The sequence below is a fragment of the Ottowia caeni genome, assembly GCF_050821495.1.
Taxonomy (GTDB): Bacteria; Pseudomonadota; Gammaproteobacteria; order Burkholderiales; family Burkholderiaceae_C; genus Ottowia; species Ottowia caeni.
Map to the genome: position 1 here is coordinate 3,147,299 of NZ_CP151080.1, position 17,549 is coordinate 3,164,847.

13 protein-coding genes and 2 pseudogenes are annotated in these 17,549 nt (G+C 59.7%); 8 read left to right on the forward strand and 7 right to left on the reverse strand.

Features of this window, described 5'->3' with window-relative positions:
• Positions 1-78 precede the first annotated feature (78 nt).
• Positions 79-684 carry a response regulator transcription factor gene (locus AAAK34_RS14895; protein ID WP_231698780.1) on the forward strand — a complete coding sequence of 202 codons (606 nt, stop codon included), beginning with the start codon at positions 79-81 and terminating at the stop codon, positions 682-684.
• Positions 685-978: 294 nt separating this feature from the next.
• On the opposite strand, the gene AAAK34_RS14900 is transcribed toward AAAK34_RS14895, so the two are convergent.
• The 3 genes and pseudogenes from AAAK34_RS14900 to AAAK34_RS14910 form a co-directional block, all read right to left on the reverse strand.
• Positions 979-2,334 (reverse strand): sensor histidine kinase, encoded by a 1,356-nt coding sequence (locus AAAK34_RS14900; RefSeq protein WP_231698781.1) that lies wholly within the window; start codon positions 2,332-2,334, stop codon positions 979-981.
• A gap of 36 nt (positions 2,335-2,370) precedes the next feature.
• Positions 2,371-3,454 (reverse strand): annotated as a pseudogene (gene aroC / locus AAAK34_RS14905) (chorismate synthase).
• Between the two features lie 1,267 nt (positions 3,455-4,721).
• A complete protein-coding gene (locus tag AAAK34_RS14910; RefSeq protein ID WP_231698681.1) occupies positions 4,722-5,171 on the reverse strand; it encodes a CBS domain-containing protein in 450 nt (149 codons plus the stop codon).
• A 103-nt stretch (positions 5,172-5,274) separates the two neighbouring features.
• Here AAAK34_RS14910 and AAAK34_RS14915 point away from each other — a divergent pair.
• The 3 genes and pseudogenes from AAAK34_RS14915 (at position 5,275) to AAAK34_RS14925 (ending at position 7,735) form a co-directional block, all read left to right on the forward strand.
• A pseudogene (locus tag AAAK34_RS14915) lies at positions 5,275-6,583 on the forward strand (O-acetylhomoserine aminocarboxypropyltransferase).
• Between the two features lie 5 nt (positions 6,584-6,588).
• Positions 6,589-7,395: an alpha/beta fold hydrolase gene (locus AAAK34_RS14920; RefSeq protein ID WP_231698679.1), complete on the forward strand. Its 807-nt coding sequence runs from the start codon at positions 6,589-6,591 to the stop codon at positions 7,393-7,395.
• Between the two features lie 67 nt (positions 7,396-7,462).
• Entirely contained in the window at positions 7,463-7,735 is a 273-nt protein-coding gene (locus tag AAAK34_RS14925) for a hypothetical protein (protein WP_231698678.1), read from the forward strand.
• Positions 7,736-7,924: 189 nt separating this feature from the next.
• Here AAAK34_RS14925 and AAAK34_RS14930 read toward each other — a convergent pair whose 3' ends face one another.
• Entirely contained in the window at positions 7,925-9,202 is a 1,278-nt protein-coding gene (locus tag AAAK34_RS14930) for a YihY family inner membrane protein (protein ID WP_231698677.1), read from the reverse strand.
• Here AAAK34_RS14930 and AAAK34_RS14935 point away from each other — a divergent pair.
• Complete coding sequence (locus tag AAAK34_RS14935) at positions 9,201-9,653, forward strand: DUF2069 domain-containing protein (RefSeq protein ID WP_231698676.1); 453 nt, start codon at positions 9,201-9,203, stop codon at positions 9,651-9,653. The two genes, AAAK34_RS14930 and AAAK34_RS14935, sit on opposite strands and share 2 nt — an antisense overlap.
• 4 nt (positions 9,654-9,657) lie before the next feature.
• Entirely contained in the window at positions 9,658-11,088 is a 1,431-nt protein-coding gene (locus AAAK34_RS14940; protein WP_231698675.1) for an FAD-binding oxidoreductase, read from the forward strand.
• 26 nt (positions 11,089-11,114) lie between these two features.
• On the opposite strand, the gene gshA is transcribed toward AAAK34_RS14940, so the two are convergent.
• Both gshA and AAAK34_RS14950 read right to left on the reverse strand, forming a co-directional pair.
• The gene (gene gshA / locus AAAK34_RS14945) at positions 11,115-12,677 is read right to left on the reverse strand and encodes a glutamate--cysteine ligase (RefSeq protein ID WP_231698674.1); all 1,563 of its coding nucleotides are present in this window, start codon (positions 12,675-12,677) and stop codon (positions 11,115-11,117) included.
• Positions 12,678-12,911: 234 nt separating this feature from the next.
• Positions 12,912-13,832 (reverse strand): SDR family oxidoreductase, encoded by a 921-nt coding sequence (locus tag AAAK34_RS14950; RefSeq protein WP_231698673.1) that lies wholly within the window; start codon positions 13,830-13,832, stop codon positions 12,912-12,914.
• Between the two features lie 165 nt (positions 13,833-13,997).
• On the opposite strand from AAAK34_RS14950, the gene AAAK34_RS14955 reads away from it, so the two are divergent.
• Positions 13,998-14,885 (forward strand): NUDIX domain-containing protein, encoded by an 888-nt coding sequence (locus AAAK34_RS14955; RefSeq protein WP_231698672.1) that lies wholly within the window; start codon positions 13,998-14,000, stop codon positions 14,883-14,885.
• Between the two features lie 25 nt (positions 14,886-14,910).
• Here AAAK34_RS14955 and AAAK34_RS14960 read toward each other — a convergent pair whose 3' ends face one another.
• Positions 14,911-15,876, reverse strand: coding sequence for a DUF808 domain-containing protein (locus AAAK34_RS14960; RefSeq protein WP_231698671.1), 966 nt, complete (start codon positions 15,874-15,876; stop codon positions 14,911-14,913).
• A gap of 295 nt (positions 15,877-16,171) precedes the next feature.
• Here AAAK34_RS14960 and AAAK34_RS14965 point away from each other — a divergent pair, with 295 nt between their 5' ends.
• Positions 16,172-17,374, forward strand: coding sequence for an IPTL-CTERM sorting domain-containing protein (locus AAAK34_RS14965; RefSeq protein WP_231698670.1), 1,203 nt, complete (start codon positions 16,172-16,174; stop codon positions 17,372-17,374).
• Positions 17,375-17,549: the final 175 nt, after the last annotated feature.

Here is a 17,549-nt window from a genome sequence, read left to right on the forward strand (position 1 = left end):
ACTTGTTAGGTCAGAATATAGGTACTGATAGGGCCACAATAACTAAGCATATAAGATAAAAGTTGCAGGGAGATATTTATGGCCATTTATGTAATTGACGATCACCCCTTGATGCGCGACGCCATCGTAATGCTTTTGCGTCGCGTGAGACCGGGATCGGAAGTGGTGGAGCTTTCTCAGCTTTCCGATCTTGAGCGTGCTGTCGCACAGCGCGGCGAACCGGAAATTCTGTGCCTTGATCTAAAGCTTCCCGATACGGTGGGTATATCTGGGGTCAGGGTGCTGAAAGCCACTTACCCCAACGTACCTTTGGCCGTGATCTCAGCTACGCCAGCCTCTGACGTGGAGGAGTGGTGCCGTGAAGCGGGCGCTGACGCCTATATTGAAAAATCGACCCCCGCGAACGAAATCGCTGCTACTTTGCGCGCCTTGCTTCAGCCCGAAGGCACAGGAGCCGAAGGCGAGGAAGGCGAAGGGACACCGGAGACCAAGCTCACCAAGCGCCAGAGGCAGCTCATTGTGATGCTGGACGAAGGCCTTTCCAATCGTGATATTGCCGAACGCTTAGGTATTAGTGAACACACCGTGAAGGTGCACCTGTGGCGCCTGTTTCGGCGCCTGGGAGTCAAGAGCCGCACCCAGACGCTCCACTATGCTCGTGTCAACGGCATGCTGACGTCGTGATGACCTGACGTCCTTTTCAATTCCGGGCCGGAATTGTTTCACTGACTTGCGTTAAGGACACTCAGCCTTGAGCCGTCTAGGAGCGGCTTTAGAGCTTCCCAGGGGCCTTTCGGCGCCCGGCGTTCCGGGGAGAAACAAAGAGGGTTTGCTTGTAGGAGCGGCTTCAGCCGCGATGGGTGTCCTTCGGAGCGCAAGACGCCATTGATGACGGTGACCCTTCGCGGCTGAAGCCGCTCCTACAAAATCAGAACCTCTCGAAGTCGTCGTTCTTGTCTTAAGTAAGTGGCATTCTTCCTAGGGCGAGTCCAGGGGTACATGCAGGCAAAAAACAGAACCCTGGTCAGGACGTGAGCGAACACTGACCCGATAGCCCAGCAACCCGGCCAAACGCTTCACAATGGTCAAGCCCAGGCCAAAGCCTTCCTCGGTACCGGCGGACTGCACTTTGTAGAACTCGCCAAATATTCGCTTCTGCTCGACAAGCGGGATTCCAATACCCGTGTCCCACACCTCAAAGCGCAACCCCTGGGGCTCTTTGCGTACGGCCAGCAGGACCCCGCCCTGCCTGGTGTAGCGGATCGAGTTAGTCAGAAGATTGCCCAGTATGCGCTGCAAAATGGCCGGATCGCTATTAACCATAGTGACCACCGGTGGGCGCACGCGCAACGAGAGCCCTTTCTGGGTAGCCATGGGACGAAACTGAATTTCCAGATCCGACAGCAGCCTTGGAATGTCGACAGGTTGAAGTTTCACCCTGTAGTGACCAGAATCCAGCTTGACCAGGTCAAACATGGAGTCGAATAAAGTATTAACTGCTTTGGCCGCCTGAAGAATTTTAGGCGCCAGTTCCGGACTTAGTTGAGGCTCGTTTGTCAGCCATTCGGCGTAAATGCCGAGGGCATTCACCGGTTGCTTGAGATCATGCGCGGCACTGGCGAGAAACCGATCTTTGAAGATCATGGCTTCGCGCTCTATCCGGGTCTGCCGCTTGAGGGAATGGATTAGGCGCTCGTTGTGATAATGAAGCTCAATGCTGCGCAAATGCCCTTCATGCTGTGCGGCTGCCACGCGAAACAAGACCAACAGGTAAGCCGCCATGATGGCCGCTAACATGAAGCCATATTCCTGATCGGCCCCAAGCCCAAGCAGGAAATGCAGGCCCATGCTTGCCGTCAAAGCGACGATGGCGGCGAAAAGATACATTCGCGCCACCCTCAGGTCGGCGGAAAGCCGCAGTACAGCTACTCCGGCAGTTCCTGCAATCAGCATCCAGCAGAAACCACCCAACCTCGGGGGCACCTCGTCCAGAACAAGAAATGAAGAGCCGACCCAAACGAAACCGTAGAGCGGCCAGATCCAGTTGTTACGACGAGCAAAGCTTAGCCTTGCCTCAATCGATTGCGTGCCTCCAAGGCGGGCAAAGCGTCTACAGTAGTTCAAACGCAGCACTGTTACCGCCAAGGCTGCCACCATCCAGGTTGACAGCTGCCAGTAGGGCACATACGCATACAACAGCATGCTCATCATGCCTATCATGACCAGCATCAAGCCATTGGTCGAGCACATTCCCGTGACGAGCAGGTCGTATCTGGCTGCCTCTACCCAGTCGGCCTCAGAGATGCGGCTCACAGCTTCGGCCGGGGGACCCATTTTGTTCACTGATTATTTAGCATAGCTTGCCTGAGTTCACTTGAACCCGATCGGCAGAGTCACGTCGCCGCACTGGGCGCGCTGGCGCAACGCATGCTCCATGACCACCAGCGCCAGCAGAGCCTCGGCGATGGGGGTGGCGCGTATACCGACGCAGGGATCATGCCGGCCCTTAGTGATCACTTCCACGGGCGCCCCAGCGGTATCTATTGAATCACGCGGTATCAGGATGGAACTGGTGGGCTTGATGGCCAAGGCCACTTCGAGGTCTTGCCCGGTGCTAATGCCGCCGAGCACCCCCGTCGTGATTGGTAGCAAAGCCACCGCCGGGCAGTAGAGAGTCGCCATGCATGCTCCCCTTGTGCGCCGCACTGGCGAAGCCATCACCGATTTCAACGCCTTTGACGGCGTTCAAACCCATCATGGCCTTGGCGATGTCGGCGTCAAGCCGATCGTATAGGGGCTCTCCCAGTCCTACGGATACATGCTGGGCGGTAACCCGCAGGCGCGCACCGCAGGAGTCGCCCGATTTGCGCAGGACGTTCATGTACTCTTCGATCGCGGAGACGTCCGCCACTGGTGCGAAGAAGGGGTTGTCGTCTACATGCGCCCAGTCTTCGAAGCCAATCGCAAGTTCTCCAACCTGAGTCATGCAGCCGCGAAACGTGGTGCCAAATTTCTCGCGTAACCACTTTTTCGCCACTGCGCCAGCTGCCACGGTGGGGGCTGTCAAACGCGCCGACGATCTTCCTCCGCCACGAGGATCGCGGACACCGTACTTGCGCCAGTAGGTGTAGTCTGCATGACCTGGGCGGAAGGATTGAGCGATGTCGCCGTAGTCCTTGCTGCGTTGATCTGTGTTGCGAATGAGAAGACAGATCGGTGTGCCGGTGGTCTGGCCCTGGTAGACGCCGGAGAGGATTTCGACCTGATCAGGTTCTTTGCGTTGGGTGACGAATTTGGAGGTTCCGGGGCGCCTGCGGTCAAGGTCGGGTTGTATGTCGCTCTCCGAAAGAGCGAGGCCGGGGGGACAGCCGTCAATTACACAACCGATGGCTGGGCCATGGGATTCGCCGAAGTTGGTCACCGCGAATAGGGTGCCTAAGGTGTTGCCGCTCATGGGGGGATTATCTCGCGATGCGGCGGGGTGGCTGGGACTTCGGAAAATTTGCTTTGTTGGTTTTTGGCGGTGAGTGGTGGGTGGTACTGTTGTGGGGTTGGGGTGGGGTGGGACCCAGGCTCGGGCCAATGCTTCCCTCGGCCCTGGGGATTTTTGCCTCTATCGCTCAAGAGGGCGCTGTGAATCGTTAACCGCTGTGACCACCCCGCCCTTCGGGCACCCCTCCGACGGAGGGGAATTGGTAAGCCGCAGTCGATGACTGACGGGGTGCTATTCAGTGGAGCCAGATGGCATTCCATCCAGATTCCCCTCCGGTGGAGGGGTGGCAGGCGAAGCCTGACGGGGTGGTTTCTTTGAGATACACCGAGCGCTGCATGTCCTTTGCCCTTAACGAGGCGCTGGTGGGGAAGGCAAACCACCCCGCCCTTCGGGCACCCCTCCACTGGAGGGGAATTTGGGTGCGCGTCTCGGCACATCCAGAGGGGCTGGAAGACCTTTCGGGCCATTGCTTCGCTCGGCCTTGGGAACCTGGGACCGCCTAGCTCCGGCTTGGCATTCTTGCTCTCGGCGAAGGCCGCTATTGCCAAGCTGGAGCTTGGCGGTCCCAGGGGGAAGGTGGCGTTTCTGGGATCGCTGAGCTCCAGCTCGGCATTCTTGCCCTCGGCGAAGCCGCTATTGCCAAGCTGGAGCTTGGCGGTCCCAGGGGGAAGGTGGCGTTTCTGGGATCGCTGAGCTCCAGCTCGGCATTCTTGCTCTCGGCAAACACCGCTATTGCCAAGCTGGAGCTTGGCGGTCCCAGGGGGAAGGTGGCGTTTCTGGGATCGCTGAGCTCCAGCTCGGCATTCTTGCCCTCGGCGAAGCCGCTATTGCCAAGCTGGAGCTTGGCGGTCCCAGGGGGAAGGTGGCGTTTCTGGGATCGCTGAGCTCCAGCTCGGCATTCTTGCCCTCGGCGAAGCCGCTATTGCCAAGCTGGAGCTTGGCGGTCCCAGGGGAAGATGGCTTTTCTGGGATCGCTGAGCTCCAGCTCGGCTTTCTTGCCCTCGGCGAAGCCGCTGTTGCCAAGCTGGAGCTTGGCGGTCCCAGGGGGAAGATGGCTTTTCTGGAATCGCTGAGCTCCAGCTCGGCTTTCTTGCCCTCGGCGAAGCCGCTGTTGCCAAGCTGGAGCTTGGCGGTCCCAGGGGAAGATGGCTTTTCTGGAATCGCTGAGCTCCAGCTCGGCATTCTTGCTCTCGGCGAAGGCCGCTATTGCCGTTGGCCTTCGAGCGGTTTAGCTTGGAGCCTCTTCCTCGGGCCAGTCACGGATGTAGGCTTTGAGCATTCGGTTTTCAAAGTTCTGGCTGTCGACCACTGCTTTGGCAACGTCGTAGAAGCTGACTACGCCCATAAGCATTTTTCGGTCCATCACGGGCATGTAGCGGGCATGGCGGTCGAGCATCATGCGGCGCACTTCGTCCATGTCGGTCTCTAGTGTGCAGGTGAGCGGGTGGTCGTCCATGGATGTGCGCACCGGGACATCGCCCAGATGACCTTTCACACGCACGAGTGTCTGGATGACCTCCCGGAAGGTGAGTATGCCGACCAGTTCGCCATGCTCCATCACGACCAGGGAGCCTATGTCTTTCTCAGCCATGACGGTAACTGCATGAGCAAGATGCTCATCAGGCGTGACTGTATACAGGGCGTTGCCCTTCACACGCAAGATGTCGCTGACTTTCATACTTTGCTCCTTTCGGCACCTACTATAGATTCATGAGAAATATAGCCCACAATGACACATATTGGCCGAACATGGCCGTAACAAATTAAGCAGGAGATTCCGCATGCCAGGTTACGCCGACCCCGGCTTTGATACCCTCGCCGTACACGCTGGCGCGGCACCGGATGCAGCCACCGGAGCCCGAGCTGTACCCATTCATTTGACGACTTCTTTCGTTTTTGATTCCAGCGACCACGCGGCAGCACTCTTCAACCTGGAGCGCTCGGGTCACGTTTACAGCCGCCTGAGTAACCCAACCAACGCTGTACTGGAGCAGCGCATGGCAGCCTTGGAGGGCGGCATCGGCGCGATTACCACGGCCAGCGGGCAGGCTGCCCTGCACCTGTCCATTGCAACGCTAATGGGCGCCGGCTGCCATATCGTAGCAAGTACCGCTTTGTACGGCGGAAGCCAGAATCTGCTTCACTACACCATGCGGCGCTTCGGCATTGAGACCACTTTCGTGAAGCCGGGCGATATCGATGGCTGGCGCGCGGCTATAAGACCCAATACACGACTGCTGTTTGGTGAGACCGTGGGTAACCCAGGGCTGGATGTGCTGGATATTCCGACGGTGTCCGCCATTGCACATGAGGCGGGAGTGCCGCTGCTGGTCGACTCGACGCTTACCACCCCCTACCTGCTCAAGCCGTTCGACCATGGGGCCGATCTGGTTTACCACTCAGCCACCAAGTTCTTGAGCGGACACGGCACGGTGATCGGGGGTCGTCGTGGACGGAGGTTCGTTTGACTGGGACGCCAGCGCGCATTTTTCCGAACTCACCGCACCGTACGATGGCTTTCACGGCATGGTGTTTTCCGAGGAAAGCACCGTGGGCGCCTTTTTGCTGCGGGCAAGGCGTGAAGGCTTGCGCGATTTCGGCGCGTGCTTGAGCCCTCATTCGGCCTGGCTGATTTTGCAAGGCATTGAAACGCTGCCACTGCGCATGGAAAGACACCTTGCGAACACCGAGAAGGTGGTGCGATTTCTGAGTGAACACGCGTTCGTGACCAGCGTGCACCACCCCCTGCTGGAATCGCACCCCAGCCATGCACTGGCCAACCAGCTACTGAAGCACGGAGCCAAGGGCGCCGGCAGCGTGTTCAGCTTCGACATCAAGGGCTCCCGCGAACAAGGCAAGACGTTCATCGATAACCTCAAGATCTTCAGCCACCTCGCCAACGTAGGAGATTGCCGCAGCCTGGTAATTCACCCGGCCAGCACGACTCACTTTCGCATGAGCGACGACGCGCTGGCAGGCGCGGGCATCAGCCCGGGCACCATTCGGCTGTCGATCGGGCTGGAAGACGCCGATGACCTGATTGACGACCTCAAGCGCGCCCTGAAGGCTGCAGAGAAGGCGGGAGACTAAGCATCATGTTCCTCAATGTCCAAGGGCACGACCTGTACGCCTACACGGGCGGCAAGACATTCGATGCTGCCAAGCCCACTGTCATCTTCATTCATGGCGTGCTGAATGATCACAGTGTGTGGATTCTGCAAAGCCGCTACCTGGCCCACCACGGCTGGAACGTGCTGGCCATTGATTTGCCCGGGCAGGGCAAGAGCGCCGGAGATCCACCTGCCACGGTGGAAGAGGCGGCCGAGACAATGATCGCACTGTTCGAGGCCGCAGGCTTAAGCCAGGTGGCGCTGGTAGGACACAGCTTTGGCGCGCTTATCGCCCTGGAGACCGCGGCCCGGGCACAGGCACATGTCAGCCACCTGGTCATGGTCGGTGCGGCGTATCCCATGAAGGTGTCGCCCGCATTGCTGGAAAGCTCTCTCAAGGCACCCGAGAAGGCGATTGCCATGGTCAACCAGTTCTCGCACTCCACGCTGGCACCGCCTCCGTCCGCCCTGGGCCCTGGTACTTGGCTCTACGGAGCTTCGCGCGCCCTAATGCGTCGCATGCTGGCCAGCAACCCGAAGGACAACGTTTTCCATATGGGCTTCACGGCATGCAACAGCTATGCGAACGGTGAACAGGCCATGGCCACTGTGCACTGCCCTACCCTGTTCCTGATCGGACGCCACGACCAGATGACGCCGCCTAAGGCCGCCCGAGCGCTCGCCGCTCATGCGCGTCTGGCAAAACTGGTGGAGGTGAATGCGGGACATTCACTGATGACCGAAGCGCCGGATGAGGTGCTCCTTGCACTGAGGGAATTTCTTTCCGAGTAGCAAGGCTTAGAGCGTATGGCACTTAGCCTAGATCCAGTTGACCGCTTGCAATCTTCAGGAAAGCCGCATGAACACTCGATTTCTATGCTCCGATAACGCTCACCCATTTGGTGAGAGCGCTACGCACCCGATCAGGCCGCCCTCGGGCACGCTGGCGGCGTTGCTCGTTCTTGCAGGCACGAGCCTGCGGCGTCCTCACCCTGGCAGGGCGCAACCCAGCCAGAGGCTGGGCATGTTTGAGCCGTCCGAGGGCGCGCAGGCGCCCTCGGAGCCGCGGCTCAAACCCTTGCCAGCGCACCCGATGACGACCAGCTCGGGCGCGTCCAACTGCCGGATCTAGGCTTAGTTGAGACAAGAACGACTACTTCGACAGGTTCTGTCTTTGGAGCGGCTTCAGCCGCGAAGGGTTTCGTTCGGAGCACAAGACGCCATTGATGACGGTGACCCTTCGCGGCTGAAGCCGCTCCTACAAAGGCAGGGACGCCGTTTTGGGCTTTAAAGTTTTTCTCTCATGAGTCTGTTCAACCGCTCAGAGGGGCTTGCCTTGACTCAAGATGTCGGCCAAGGTCAGGTCTGCGATGCCTTGGTGTCCCCACCAACCCTGGAGTGTGTCGTCGGGCGTCAGGAGCAAGCGCTCCATCAGCGGCTTGAGCGGGGTTTGTGCTGACTCCACTAACAGTACGTAGCGCGGCTGCTCGTTCTCCGTCGTCGTGGCAAGATGGCCAATCCATTCAAGGGACTCCAGGCTCCCAAGCACGGGGCTGAGTTGAAGTGTGTCCACCTTCAACCAGTTGGCCAGTTGGGGCTGGGTCAACCCTCGGGCCTTGGCGCCTCGTACGCGGGCCAGCGCCTGCAAGACTTCACAGCCCAGCTGGAAATCCCAGCCCGGACCGCCGCCACGCCTGGCAACCCCCGAGAGCAGACTGGGCAGGTACGCGGCGATGACCGCCCCAAACAGAACGATCAACCACGACAGGTAGATCCATAGCAGCAAGATGGGCACCGTTGCGAAGGCGCCATAGATCAGGGAGTAGGTCGGCATGCTTGAGAGGTACCAACCGAGAATTTTCTTGGCCAACCCCATGCACACCGCCACAAACACGCCGCCAGCGAGCGCGTGCTTCCACTTGACCGGCGTGTTGGGCACAAAACGGTAGAGCAGCGTCAGTCCGCCGACCATCAGGGCGAACTGGATGGAATCGAGCAAGAAATTCACGCCGCCAGGCAGATCTGGCAGCCATCCACGCGAGCGCGTGACTACGTAGGACGTAATGGCCAGACTCCCGCCCATGAGCAACGGCCCCAGTGTGAGCGCCGCCCAGTACACCAGCACCCTTTGTCCCAGCGGCCTTTTGGTGCTGACCCGCCAGATGTCGTTCAACGTGTGGTCAATAGTGAGCACCAAGGACAGCGCGGTGACAAAAAGCACAGCGCCGCCGACCACTCCCAATTCACTGGCTTTGCCTGCGAACTGGGTCAGATAATCCAGCACATTGTGCGAGATACTGGCCGGAATGAGGCTGTCGATCAACCACTGCTCCAAGGCATTCTTGAACTCGCTGAACAGCGGGAATGCAGTGAACACGGACAGCACGACGGCAAAAAAGGGGACCAGTGCCAGGGTGGACGTGAACGTCAGGGAACTGGCCGTCAAGCCGAGCCGATCTTCTTTGAAGCGTTGCCAGAGAGTGGACGCAGTGGGTAAGACTGGAAAGTCCGTCACATCGGTGACGAACCCCTTCAGACGCCCTCGCAAAGTATGCAGCAAAATTTGCAGCTTCATGACCGGTATGATGCCACCGCTCATGCACGACTCATCTGACCCTTCATCTTCTTCCGTTCAGGCGCCCTCGGACGTTCGTCGCACGCGAATGGTTGCCGTGGCAAGCCTGTTGGCCCTCATAGCCCTTGTACTGGCCTGGGAGTTGTGGCTGGCACCGCTACGCCCAGGGGGCTCCTGGCTGGCGCTGAAGGCATTGCCGCTGGCGCTTCCGCTGCCCGGCCTGCTGCGCAATCGTATGTATACCTACCGCTGGACTTCCCTATTTGTGTGGCTGTTTGTCACCGAGGGGATTGTGCGCGCCAGCGGGGATCGCCCTCCGAGTAATCTTCTGGCACTCGTGCAAGTGCTGCTGTGTTTCGTACTATTCGCTGCCTGCGTGTTGCACGTGCGCTTGCGTCAAAAGCATGCCAAGGATGCCAGGCAAGCCAAGGATGCGAACGATGCCGCCACCTCAAACGCCTCTACGTCAAGATAAAGTTATGCCTACTTCCGTTCTGCTTGAAACCTTGCGCGGCATTGTCGGCCCCGCGCATGTATTGACCGAGGGGGATCTGAGCGCCTACACGCGAGACTGGCGTAAGCGTGCCGAGGGCTGCCCCCTGGCGGTCGTGCGCCCAGCCAACACGGAACAGGTGGCGGCGGTGGTGCGGGCTTGCGCAAGCCAGCGTGTCAGCCTTGTGCCGCAAGGCGGCAATACAGGTTTGGCCGTGGGCTCGGTGCCTGATGAAACGGGCACCCAGGTGGTGCTCAGCTTGCGCCGCATGGATGCGGTGCGCGCCATCGACCCCGCCAACCTGACGATCACGGTCGAGGCCGGCTGCATTCTGCAAAACCTTCAGGCAGCCGCAGAAGCTGCCGGCTTCCTGTTTCCCCTTAGCCTGGCCGCCGAGGGCAGTTGCACGATCGGCGGTAACCTGGCCACCAACGCCGGCGGCACCCAAGTGCTTCGCTACGGGGCCACGCGCGAGCTTTGCCTTGGCCTTGAGGTGGTCAACGCACAAGGCGAGGTTTGGAACGGCCTCACCGGTTTGCGCAAAGACAACACCGGGTACGATCTGCGCGACCTGTTCATTGGCAGTGAAGGCACTCTGGGCATCATTACCGCTGCCACCATGAAGCTTTACCCCATGCCCGCAGCCAGGCTTACTGCCTGGGCGGCCGTGCCTTCCATGCAGGCGGCGGTAGATTTGCTCGGCTTGGCGCAGAAGCAACTGGGCGCGGGGCTGACCGGCTTCGAGGTCATGAACCAGTTCTCGCTGAGTCTGGTCGACAAACATCTTCCACAACTGCGCGTTCCCCTGTGGCAAGAATCGCCCTGGTGCGTATTGCTGGAAGACTCCGACCAGGAGAGCGAGGAACACGCCCGTGCGCAATTCGAACGCCTGCTGGAAGCTGCCCTGGAAGCTGGCTGGGTGACCGATGCCGTAGTAGCCGAGAACCTGGCCCAGGCCCACACGCTCTGGCATATACGCGAGAGCATTCCCCTGGCTCAGTCGGAGGAAGGGCTGAATATCAAACACGACGTCAGCATCCCGGTTTCGCGCATTCCTGCGTTCGTTGCCGAAATAGACGAGCTGCTGGCACGCGAAATTCCCGGCGTGCGGCTGGTCGACTTCGGCCATCTGGGCGACGGGAATCTGCACTACAACGTGCAAACTCCTGAAGGCGGCAATGCGCGTGAGTTTCTGCTTGAGAATGAGGACCGCATCAACACTCTGGTGTTCGACTGCGTGGCTCGTCATGAGGGATCCATCAGCGCCGAGCACGGCATTGGCAGCCTGAAGGTGGCAAAACTGCCAAACTACAAGTCGCCCGTGGCGCTAGGCATGATGCGAGCCATCAAGTCAGCACTTGATCCTGATTCGATCATGAACCCCGGAAGGGTACTTGAGCCCAGACGCGTAGCGTAGCGCAGGGCGCGCCACGCCCGGCACCGCTATACCGACTCGGCGTTTTGCATAAGAGCCCCTGCACGCAGGCCTAGCCGATCAGCAGAGGTGTACGCCTGCCGGTACTGCTCGAAGGTCATGCTGTCTGCGGCTTCGATGCGCTGGCGCGCCTCGACGGATTCTGCAGCCAGGCGGCTGAAACGCTCTTGCAATTCGGGGGTAATAGGCAGTGCCAGCAGATCGGCGCGCGTCTGTGCTGAGCGCTGCTTCGCGAAATCCATGAAGCTGCCTCCGAATTCATCGGTGATACTGCGAAGCACCCGCGCCGAAGGCAGGCTTTCGGGTTCTTTCAAGGCAGCCACAGCAGCCTTGAGGGCCTCGGCATAAGCACTGCCGCGCTGAGCAGCATCCAGGGCACCGGCAATTGGATCAAACTGCGACAGCAGTTCTGCCCCCCAATCCTGCAAGGAAACCTCAGCTCCATCACGCTCCAGCATGAGACCGGGCTCGCGGCCACGTGCCGCCGTGCGGTGCTGATTGCGTCCGAGCGCCGCGATTTCCTGAGGCGTGTCGGGTGGGCTGTCGGAGAGCAACGCGTGCAGCAGGAACATATCGAGAAGGCGCCCGGTATCTGCCTGTATGCCGATCGGCACGAACGGATCCAGATCCATGAGGCGCACTTCGACATACTGCACGCCCCGCTCACGCAAAGCGTGCAGCGGACGTTCTCCGGGAAAAATGACCCGCTTGGGCCGGATGGTGCCGTAGAACTCGTTCTCGATTTGCAGCAGGGTGGTGGCCAACTGGTTGTAGTCGCCGCCCGGATTGCGCACCCCAATTGCTTCATAAGCGGGGTAAGGCTTGGTAAGCGCTCCTTCGAGAGAGGCGCCATAGCCCTCCAGGCTGTTGTAGCTCACGGCCAGAGAAGCCTGCGCTTCACTTTGATAGCCCAGCCGCCCCATACGCAGGGAGGTGGCATGCGGCAGGTACATCGTGTCCTGGCTCAGCGCCTTCAACTCGTGCGGACGCCCATCCACAAAGGATGAGCATACCGCTGGTGAAGCCCCGAACAGCACCAGCAGCAGGAAGGCGTGACGGCGAAAATTCCGGATCAGCGAAAAATAATCATCGCTCGACAGACCCGGCATCGACCAGTTGTAATGAATGCCGGAAATGGTCTGCATGCGGCGGCCATAGCGATGACCCAGCCCCATGCGATAGACGCTCTTGGCGCGAGCCACGTTGGAGCTGCCGTAAAACCCCAAGGGGATGACTTCGTCTGGGGGCAGCGCGCACGGCATGCTGGATACCCACAGCATTTCGTCCGCGCCCTGGGTCAGTGCTTGGTAGGTGACCTGATGAATCTGCTGGAGCTCCTCCAGGCAACTTTCAACGCTGGCGTGCACGCCCGTAACCAGTTCCACCTGCGATTCGCTGAAATCTGTGGTGATGTGGGGGTGCGTCAAGGGCGCCCCTAACGCCGCTGGATGAGGTGTGCGCGCGAACCCGCCGTCTGCGTTGACACGCAGACTTTCCTTCTCAATACCGCGGCTGATACTCCGCAACCGGTCGGCGGTCAGCGCTTCCAGCCGGCTCCTCAGCTTGTTCATGTGGTTTCTCATTCTCTCAGGCAGGGAGGCGACGGTATCACAGCCGGAGAATTTCCGTGCGGCGAAGGGCTAGGAGCCTGTCGGACTTGGAAATCGCCGGCTGCAAATGGGCCGCAGCGGTCCATTTTTCACAGTCTTCTTGACCCATAGCTGGGCTATGGGCCTGCGAATCCTGCAAAAACTGTCCTCGCCGGGTCCCATTTTCGCTTTCGGCGCTCCAAGTCCGACAGGCTCCTAGGCTATACCTCTGGCTGCCATGGCCAGGCTGACCTCGTTGCCGCCCTGTTCCATGCCACTGGCAGGGACTTTGTCGCCGCTGCGGTCAGTCACTTCGGCCAGGCGCTCCAGCAGGCGCTCGGGCGTGTCGGGGGTAAGGCCCAGGTGGAGCCCGTTCGTCATGGTGACGAACGCTGCCTCGTAGGTGCCCGCTCCTGCGCACAAAGTCGTGCGGTTCGGCGCGTCCTGGCAAGCCAGCACCAACATGGCGGGAACCACGGCTTCTGGGCGGAGGGCATCCAGGATTTCCTGCGGCATCAAACCCTCGGTCATGCGCGTTGCGGCCGTAGGAGCCAGACAATTCACGCGGATATCGCTCTTGGCTCCTTCCAGGCTCAATGTTTGCATCAGCCCGACCAGGGCCATTTTGGCAGCACCATAGTTGCTTTGACCGAAATTGCCGTACAAGCCGCTTGAGGAGGTGGTCATGATGATTCGGCCGTATTTTTGCGCCACCATGTGCGGCCAGACCGCTTTGGTGGTGTGCACTGAGCCCATCAGGTGAACATCGAGCACCAGACGAAAATCGGCCAGATCCATCTTGGCAAAGGATTTGTCGCGCAAGATGCCCGCGTTGTTGACCAGTATGTCTATGCGGCCCCAGGTGTCCATGGTCTCCTGCACCATGGCCTCAACGGCGGCGAAATCGGTCACGGAAGCGCCGTTGGCGATGGCTTCTCCACCCGCCGCCTTGATTTCATCGACCACTTTCTGGGCCGCAGAGACCGATCCGCCGCTGCCGTCCACGGCACCACCGAGGTCATTGACCACCACTTTCGCGCCGCGCGCGGCCAGTCCGAGCGCATGCAAACGCCCCAGGCCACCGCCAGCACCAGTCACAATGGCCACGCGGCCAGAAAAATCGAGCGGGTTGCTCATGCATGGATCCTTGCTAAAAAAGACTGTAAATAAACTCATATGCTCTGCATGAGCGGTGCATTGACCGCTGCCTGCAGATCACCCTCGACTTTACCGCCCGGGAATACAGGGTGCAGTCGCCGAAGGCTCAGAGACTGATGGTCATAAACAGGCAAAATAAGGCATATGGAACTTAAAACCCACGTCATTGATACTCCTCCACGCGATGCAGCCAGCGTGGTCATGATCCGCGACAGCTCAAACGGACTCGAAGTCCTGTTGGTTCGCCGCCACGCAGATTCCAAGGTACTGGGTGGGGCCTGCGTGTTTCCGGGCGGCAAAGTAGACACCGCTGATAGCGAAGCTGAGCTTCTAGACCTGCTTGACCGCACGCCCGCAGAGTTGCACGAGCGCTTGGGTGAACCCTCTCTGGCCCCAGACAATGCGGCTGCACTCTACGTCGCGGCCGCGCGTGAAGCCTTCGAGGAAGTGGGCGTTCTATACCAGCAAGTTGGCCAGGCCGAGGTCGCCACTGTCGACGCCGCCGCGCGCGCCAGCCTGCAAGCTGGCGAACCGTTTCAAGATCTGCTGGCGAGGATGAACATTGTGCTGGATACAGATGCCTTGCTGCCCTGGTCGCGCTGGATCACCCCGCGCCAATCAGTCATGATGACCAAGCGTTTCGATACACGCTTCTTCCTGGCCGCAGCACCCGCCAACCAGACCGCACAGCATGACGATTTTGAGACCACAGAGACTCTCTGGCTCACTCCGCGCGATGCCCTGGCAGAGTACGAAGCCGGAAAAATCCAGTTGGCTCCACCACAGATCATGGGGTTATGCCATCTGGCACCTTTTGTCACTGTGGCCCAGGCCCGCGCGGACGCGCTCTCTCGCAAGCCTCCGCTGATCGAACCGGAGCCGTTTGAGGAAAACGGCGTGCGCGTGCTGTGCTACCCCGGAGATGAACGCCACTCCGTGCGCGAGCGTGGCCTGCCCACATCCACGCGGCTAGTATGGCAAGGCAAACACTTCCAGCCGCCGGGCGGCTTCGCAGCACTGTTTCAGAGGTGAGAATCAGAGGTTGGGGCTTCCCTGTTCAGTGACTTGAGCCGCGAACGCGCTTGACCAGCGTGACCACCCCGACCACGACCGCACCCGCCACAATCCCGACTGCGGCATTGATGAGCATCCCGGCAATCGTGCCGCCAAAACCACCGACGCTGGCTGCCAAGGCCTCGACCCCATGTGCCAGCGCAGGCACTCCGTGCACCAATATGCCCCCGCCCACCAAGAACATGGCTGCGGTGCCGGCTATTGAGAGAAACTTCATCAGCCAAGGCGCCAGGGTAAGAATGCCCCGCCCTACGGATTGCGCAAAGGCGGTACTCCGCTGACTGAGATAAAGCCCGAGGTCGTCGAGCTTGACGATGCCTGCAACCAAGCCGTACACACCAACCGTCATGACCAGAGCAATGCCCGTCAGCACCATGACCTGGGTCCAAAAAGGCTGTCCGGCCACGGTTCCAAGGGTGATGGCGATGATTTCTGCTGAAAGAATGAAATCCGTACGAACGGCACCCTTGATCTTGGACTTCTCCAATTCCACGAGATCGATGTTCGGATCCGCGGCGGCACGCGCCAATTCCGCGGTGTGCGCATCGTCCTCGGAGCCTTTGTGCAGGAATTTATGAGCGAGTTTCTCAAAACCCTCATAGCATAGAAAAGCCCCGCCCACCATTAACAGCGGCGTCACTGCCCAGGGCGCAAAGGCGCTGATGGCCAGCGCCGCAGGAACCAGGATGGCCTTGTTGACCAGCGAGCCCTTGGCCACTGCCCACACCACGGGCACTTCCCGGCTGGCACTGAGACCGGTGACCTGTTGCGCGTTGAGCGCCAGATCGTCACCCAGCACACCCGCGGTTTTCTGAGCGGACATCTTGGTCAGCACAGCGACATCGTCAGACATGGCGACCGCCTTGCGGGCAGAAACCTTGGTCATCACGGCGATATCGTCAAGCAGGGTGGCGATGTCGTCGAGCAGGGCAAGCAAGCTGGAGGCCATGGGTTGGATAAGTGAAGATGAGATCGACAAATTACACCACTTTCGACGGTAGCTCCATGCCTAACCCGATAAAGCTTCAGGCCGGGGTGACTGACCACCCCAGCGAAAGTGCCTATTGACAAACCGGCATCCCCCTCAAAAAATCGCTCTTCAGGCGGCCATTTGTATCTTTCGAGTTCAAAAGCGGCCAGGAGCAGCGTGCTTCCGGCGTCGTTGGAAACCCATGGCTTAGAGCCTGTTCAAAATCCACTCGCGGGTCCGTTCCATGTCACATTTTGCTTGGCTGAGAGCAGCCTTGGCCGCATTGATTGTGGCAACGTCCCCCCTTCCTTCCAGTGCCGCGCTGCCGGATTCCGAGCGAAGTGTGCTGGTTGATCTTTATGCCGCCACTCAGGGTGACGGGTGGGTCAACCGCGACAACTGGCTGAGTGACGACCCGTGTGGCCCTGCGCCCTGGTTCGGCGTGATTTGCTCATCGGGGCCTGACCACCATGTGACCGAAGTTCATTTGTCTTCCAACAACCTGTCGGGGATCATGCCCAGCCTCTCGCCGCTCACAAGGCTGCAGAAGATCAACATCAGCGACAACCAACTCACGGGGCCCCTGCCAAACCTCTCTGGTTTGTCGGAACTGGAGGCGTTCTGGGGCAGCAACAATCAGTTCAACGGCCCTCTTCCGGATCTTCCCCAACTGACCGCGTTGGGGTATTTTTATGTCAACGGCAATCAACTTACAGGACCGATTCCAGACATCTCCGGGTTAAGTTCGCTCAGGGACTTTCGCGTCAGTACCAATCAGCTGACAGGTACTCCGCCAACCGCGCCCTCTGGATTGATAGATGGCGGCTCCAGCCTGTGTCCGAATTTTCTGCACTCGCCCTCCCCAAGCGATGCCCAATGGAGCCAGGCCACTGGCGAGCTTGAGTGGTGGCGGTGGTGCACACCCGGCTATCTGGTGACCGCCAGCGCAGGCCCAGGCGGAAGCATTCAAGCACCGCAGACGCTCGCAGTGGCAATTGGCCAGACCAGCACCTTCACGCTCGTGCCAGAGGACTATCATTTCGTGGATACCGTTAACAGCACTTGCGGCGGCACGCTGGAAGGCAACATTTTCACGACCGGCGAGGTGAATGGAGACTGTACTGTCACGGTCAGTTTCAGCCCGGTGACCTACGCCGTGACGCCAAGTGCGGGCCCGGGGGGCGCCATTAGTCCGGCGGGTGTACAGATGGTCGCGCGAGGCGAGAACTTCTCCTTCGCCCTGCTTCCTCAGGCTGGGTACATGGTAGCTACCGTGAACAGTAGTTGCGGCGGAATCCTGACAGGCAATACGTTCCTGACCGGGCCGGTCAATGGAGAGTGCACGGTGGCGGCATCCTTCAAGCTAGCGCCGGTCGCACCCATACCAACCCTGGGCGAATGGGCGGTGCTGTTCACGGGTTTGTTCGCTGCCGGCATGGGTGCGTGGCGCCTTCGCAAGAAACAGACGCGCTTCTAGTGTCCTTAATTGCAAATTCGTTGAACAAATCCACCGACAATCGCCGCCATGCTGCGTCACAAAGCCTCGCGATACCACTCGGTATCACTGCGTTTTGTTCCTTGCCTGACACCGATTTCGGCAGATTTTTTTCTTCAACGAACTTACAACTCAGGACACTAGGAATGCACTGCGC

What these genes read in the sequence shown, in the direction of transcription:
- AAAK34_RS14895 (WP_231698780.1), top strand. Translation starts at nt 79, where the DNA reads ATGGCCATTTATGTAATTGACGATCACCCCTTGATGCGCGACGCCATC.
- AAAK34_RS14925 (WP_231698678.1), top strand. Translation starts at nt 7,463, where the DNA reads ATGAACACTCGATTTCTATGCTCCGATAACGCTCACCCATTTGGTGAG.
- AAAK34_RS14910 (WP_231698681.1), bottom strand. Translation starts at nt 5,171, where the DNA reads ATGAAAGTCAGCGACATCTTGCGTGTGAAGGGCAACGCCCTGTATACA.
- AAAK34_RS14920 (WP_231698679.1), top strand. Translation starts at nt 6,589, where the DNA reads ATGTTCCTCAATGTCCAAGGGCACGACCTGTACGCCTACACGGGCGGC.
- gshA (WP_231698674.1), bottom strand. Translation starts at nt 12,677, where the DNA reads ATGAACAAGCTGAGGAGCCGGCTGGAAGCGCTGACCGCCGACCGGTTG.
- AAAK34_RS14940 (WP_231698675.1), top strand. Translation starts at nt 9,658, where the DNA reads ATGCCTACTTCCGTTCTGCTTGAAACCTTGCGCGGCATTGTCGGCCCC.
- AAAK34_RS14960 (WP_231698671.1), bottom strand. Translation starts at nt 15,876, where the DNA reads ATGGCCTCCAGCTTGCTTGCCCTGCTCGACGACATCGCCACCCTGCTT.
- AAAK34_RS14935 (WP_231698676.1), top strand. Translation starts at nt 9,201, where the DNA reads ATGCACGACTCATCTGACCCTTCATCTTCTTCCGTTCAGGCGCCCTCG.
- AAAK34_RS14950 (WP_231698673.1), bottom strand. Translation starts at nt 13,832, where the DNA reads ATGAGCAACCCGCTCGATTTTTCTGGCCGCGTGGCCATTGTGACTGGT.
- AAAK34_RS14930 (WP_231698677.1), bottom strand. Translation starts at nt 9,202, where the DNA reads ATGAGCGGTGGCATCATACCGGTCATGAAGCTGCAAATTTTGCTGCAT.
- AAAK34_RS14900 (WP_231698781.1), bottom strand. Translation starts at nt 2,334, where the DNA reads ATGGGTCCCCCGGCCGAAGCTGTGAGCCGCATCTCTGAGGCCGACTGG.
- AAAK34_RS14955 (WP_231698672.1), top strand. Translation starts at nt 13,998, where the DNA reads ATGGAACTTAAAACCCACGTCATTGATACTCCTCCACGCGATGCAGCC.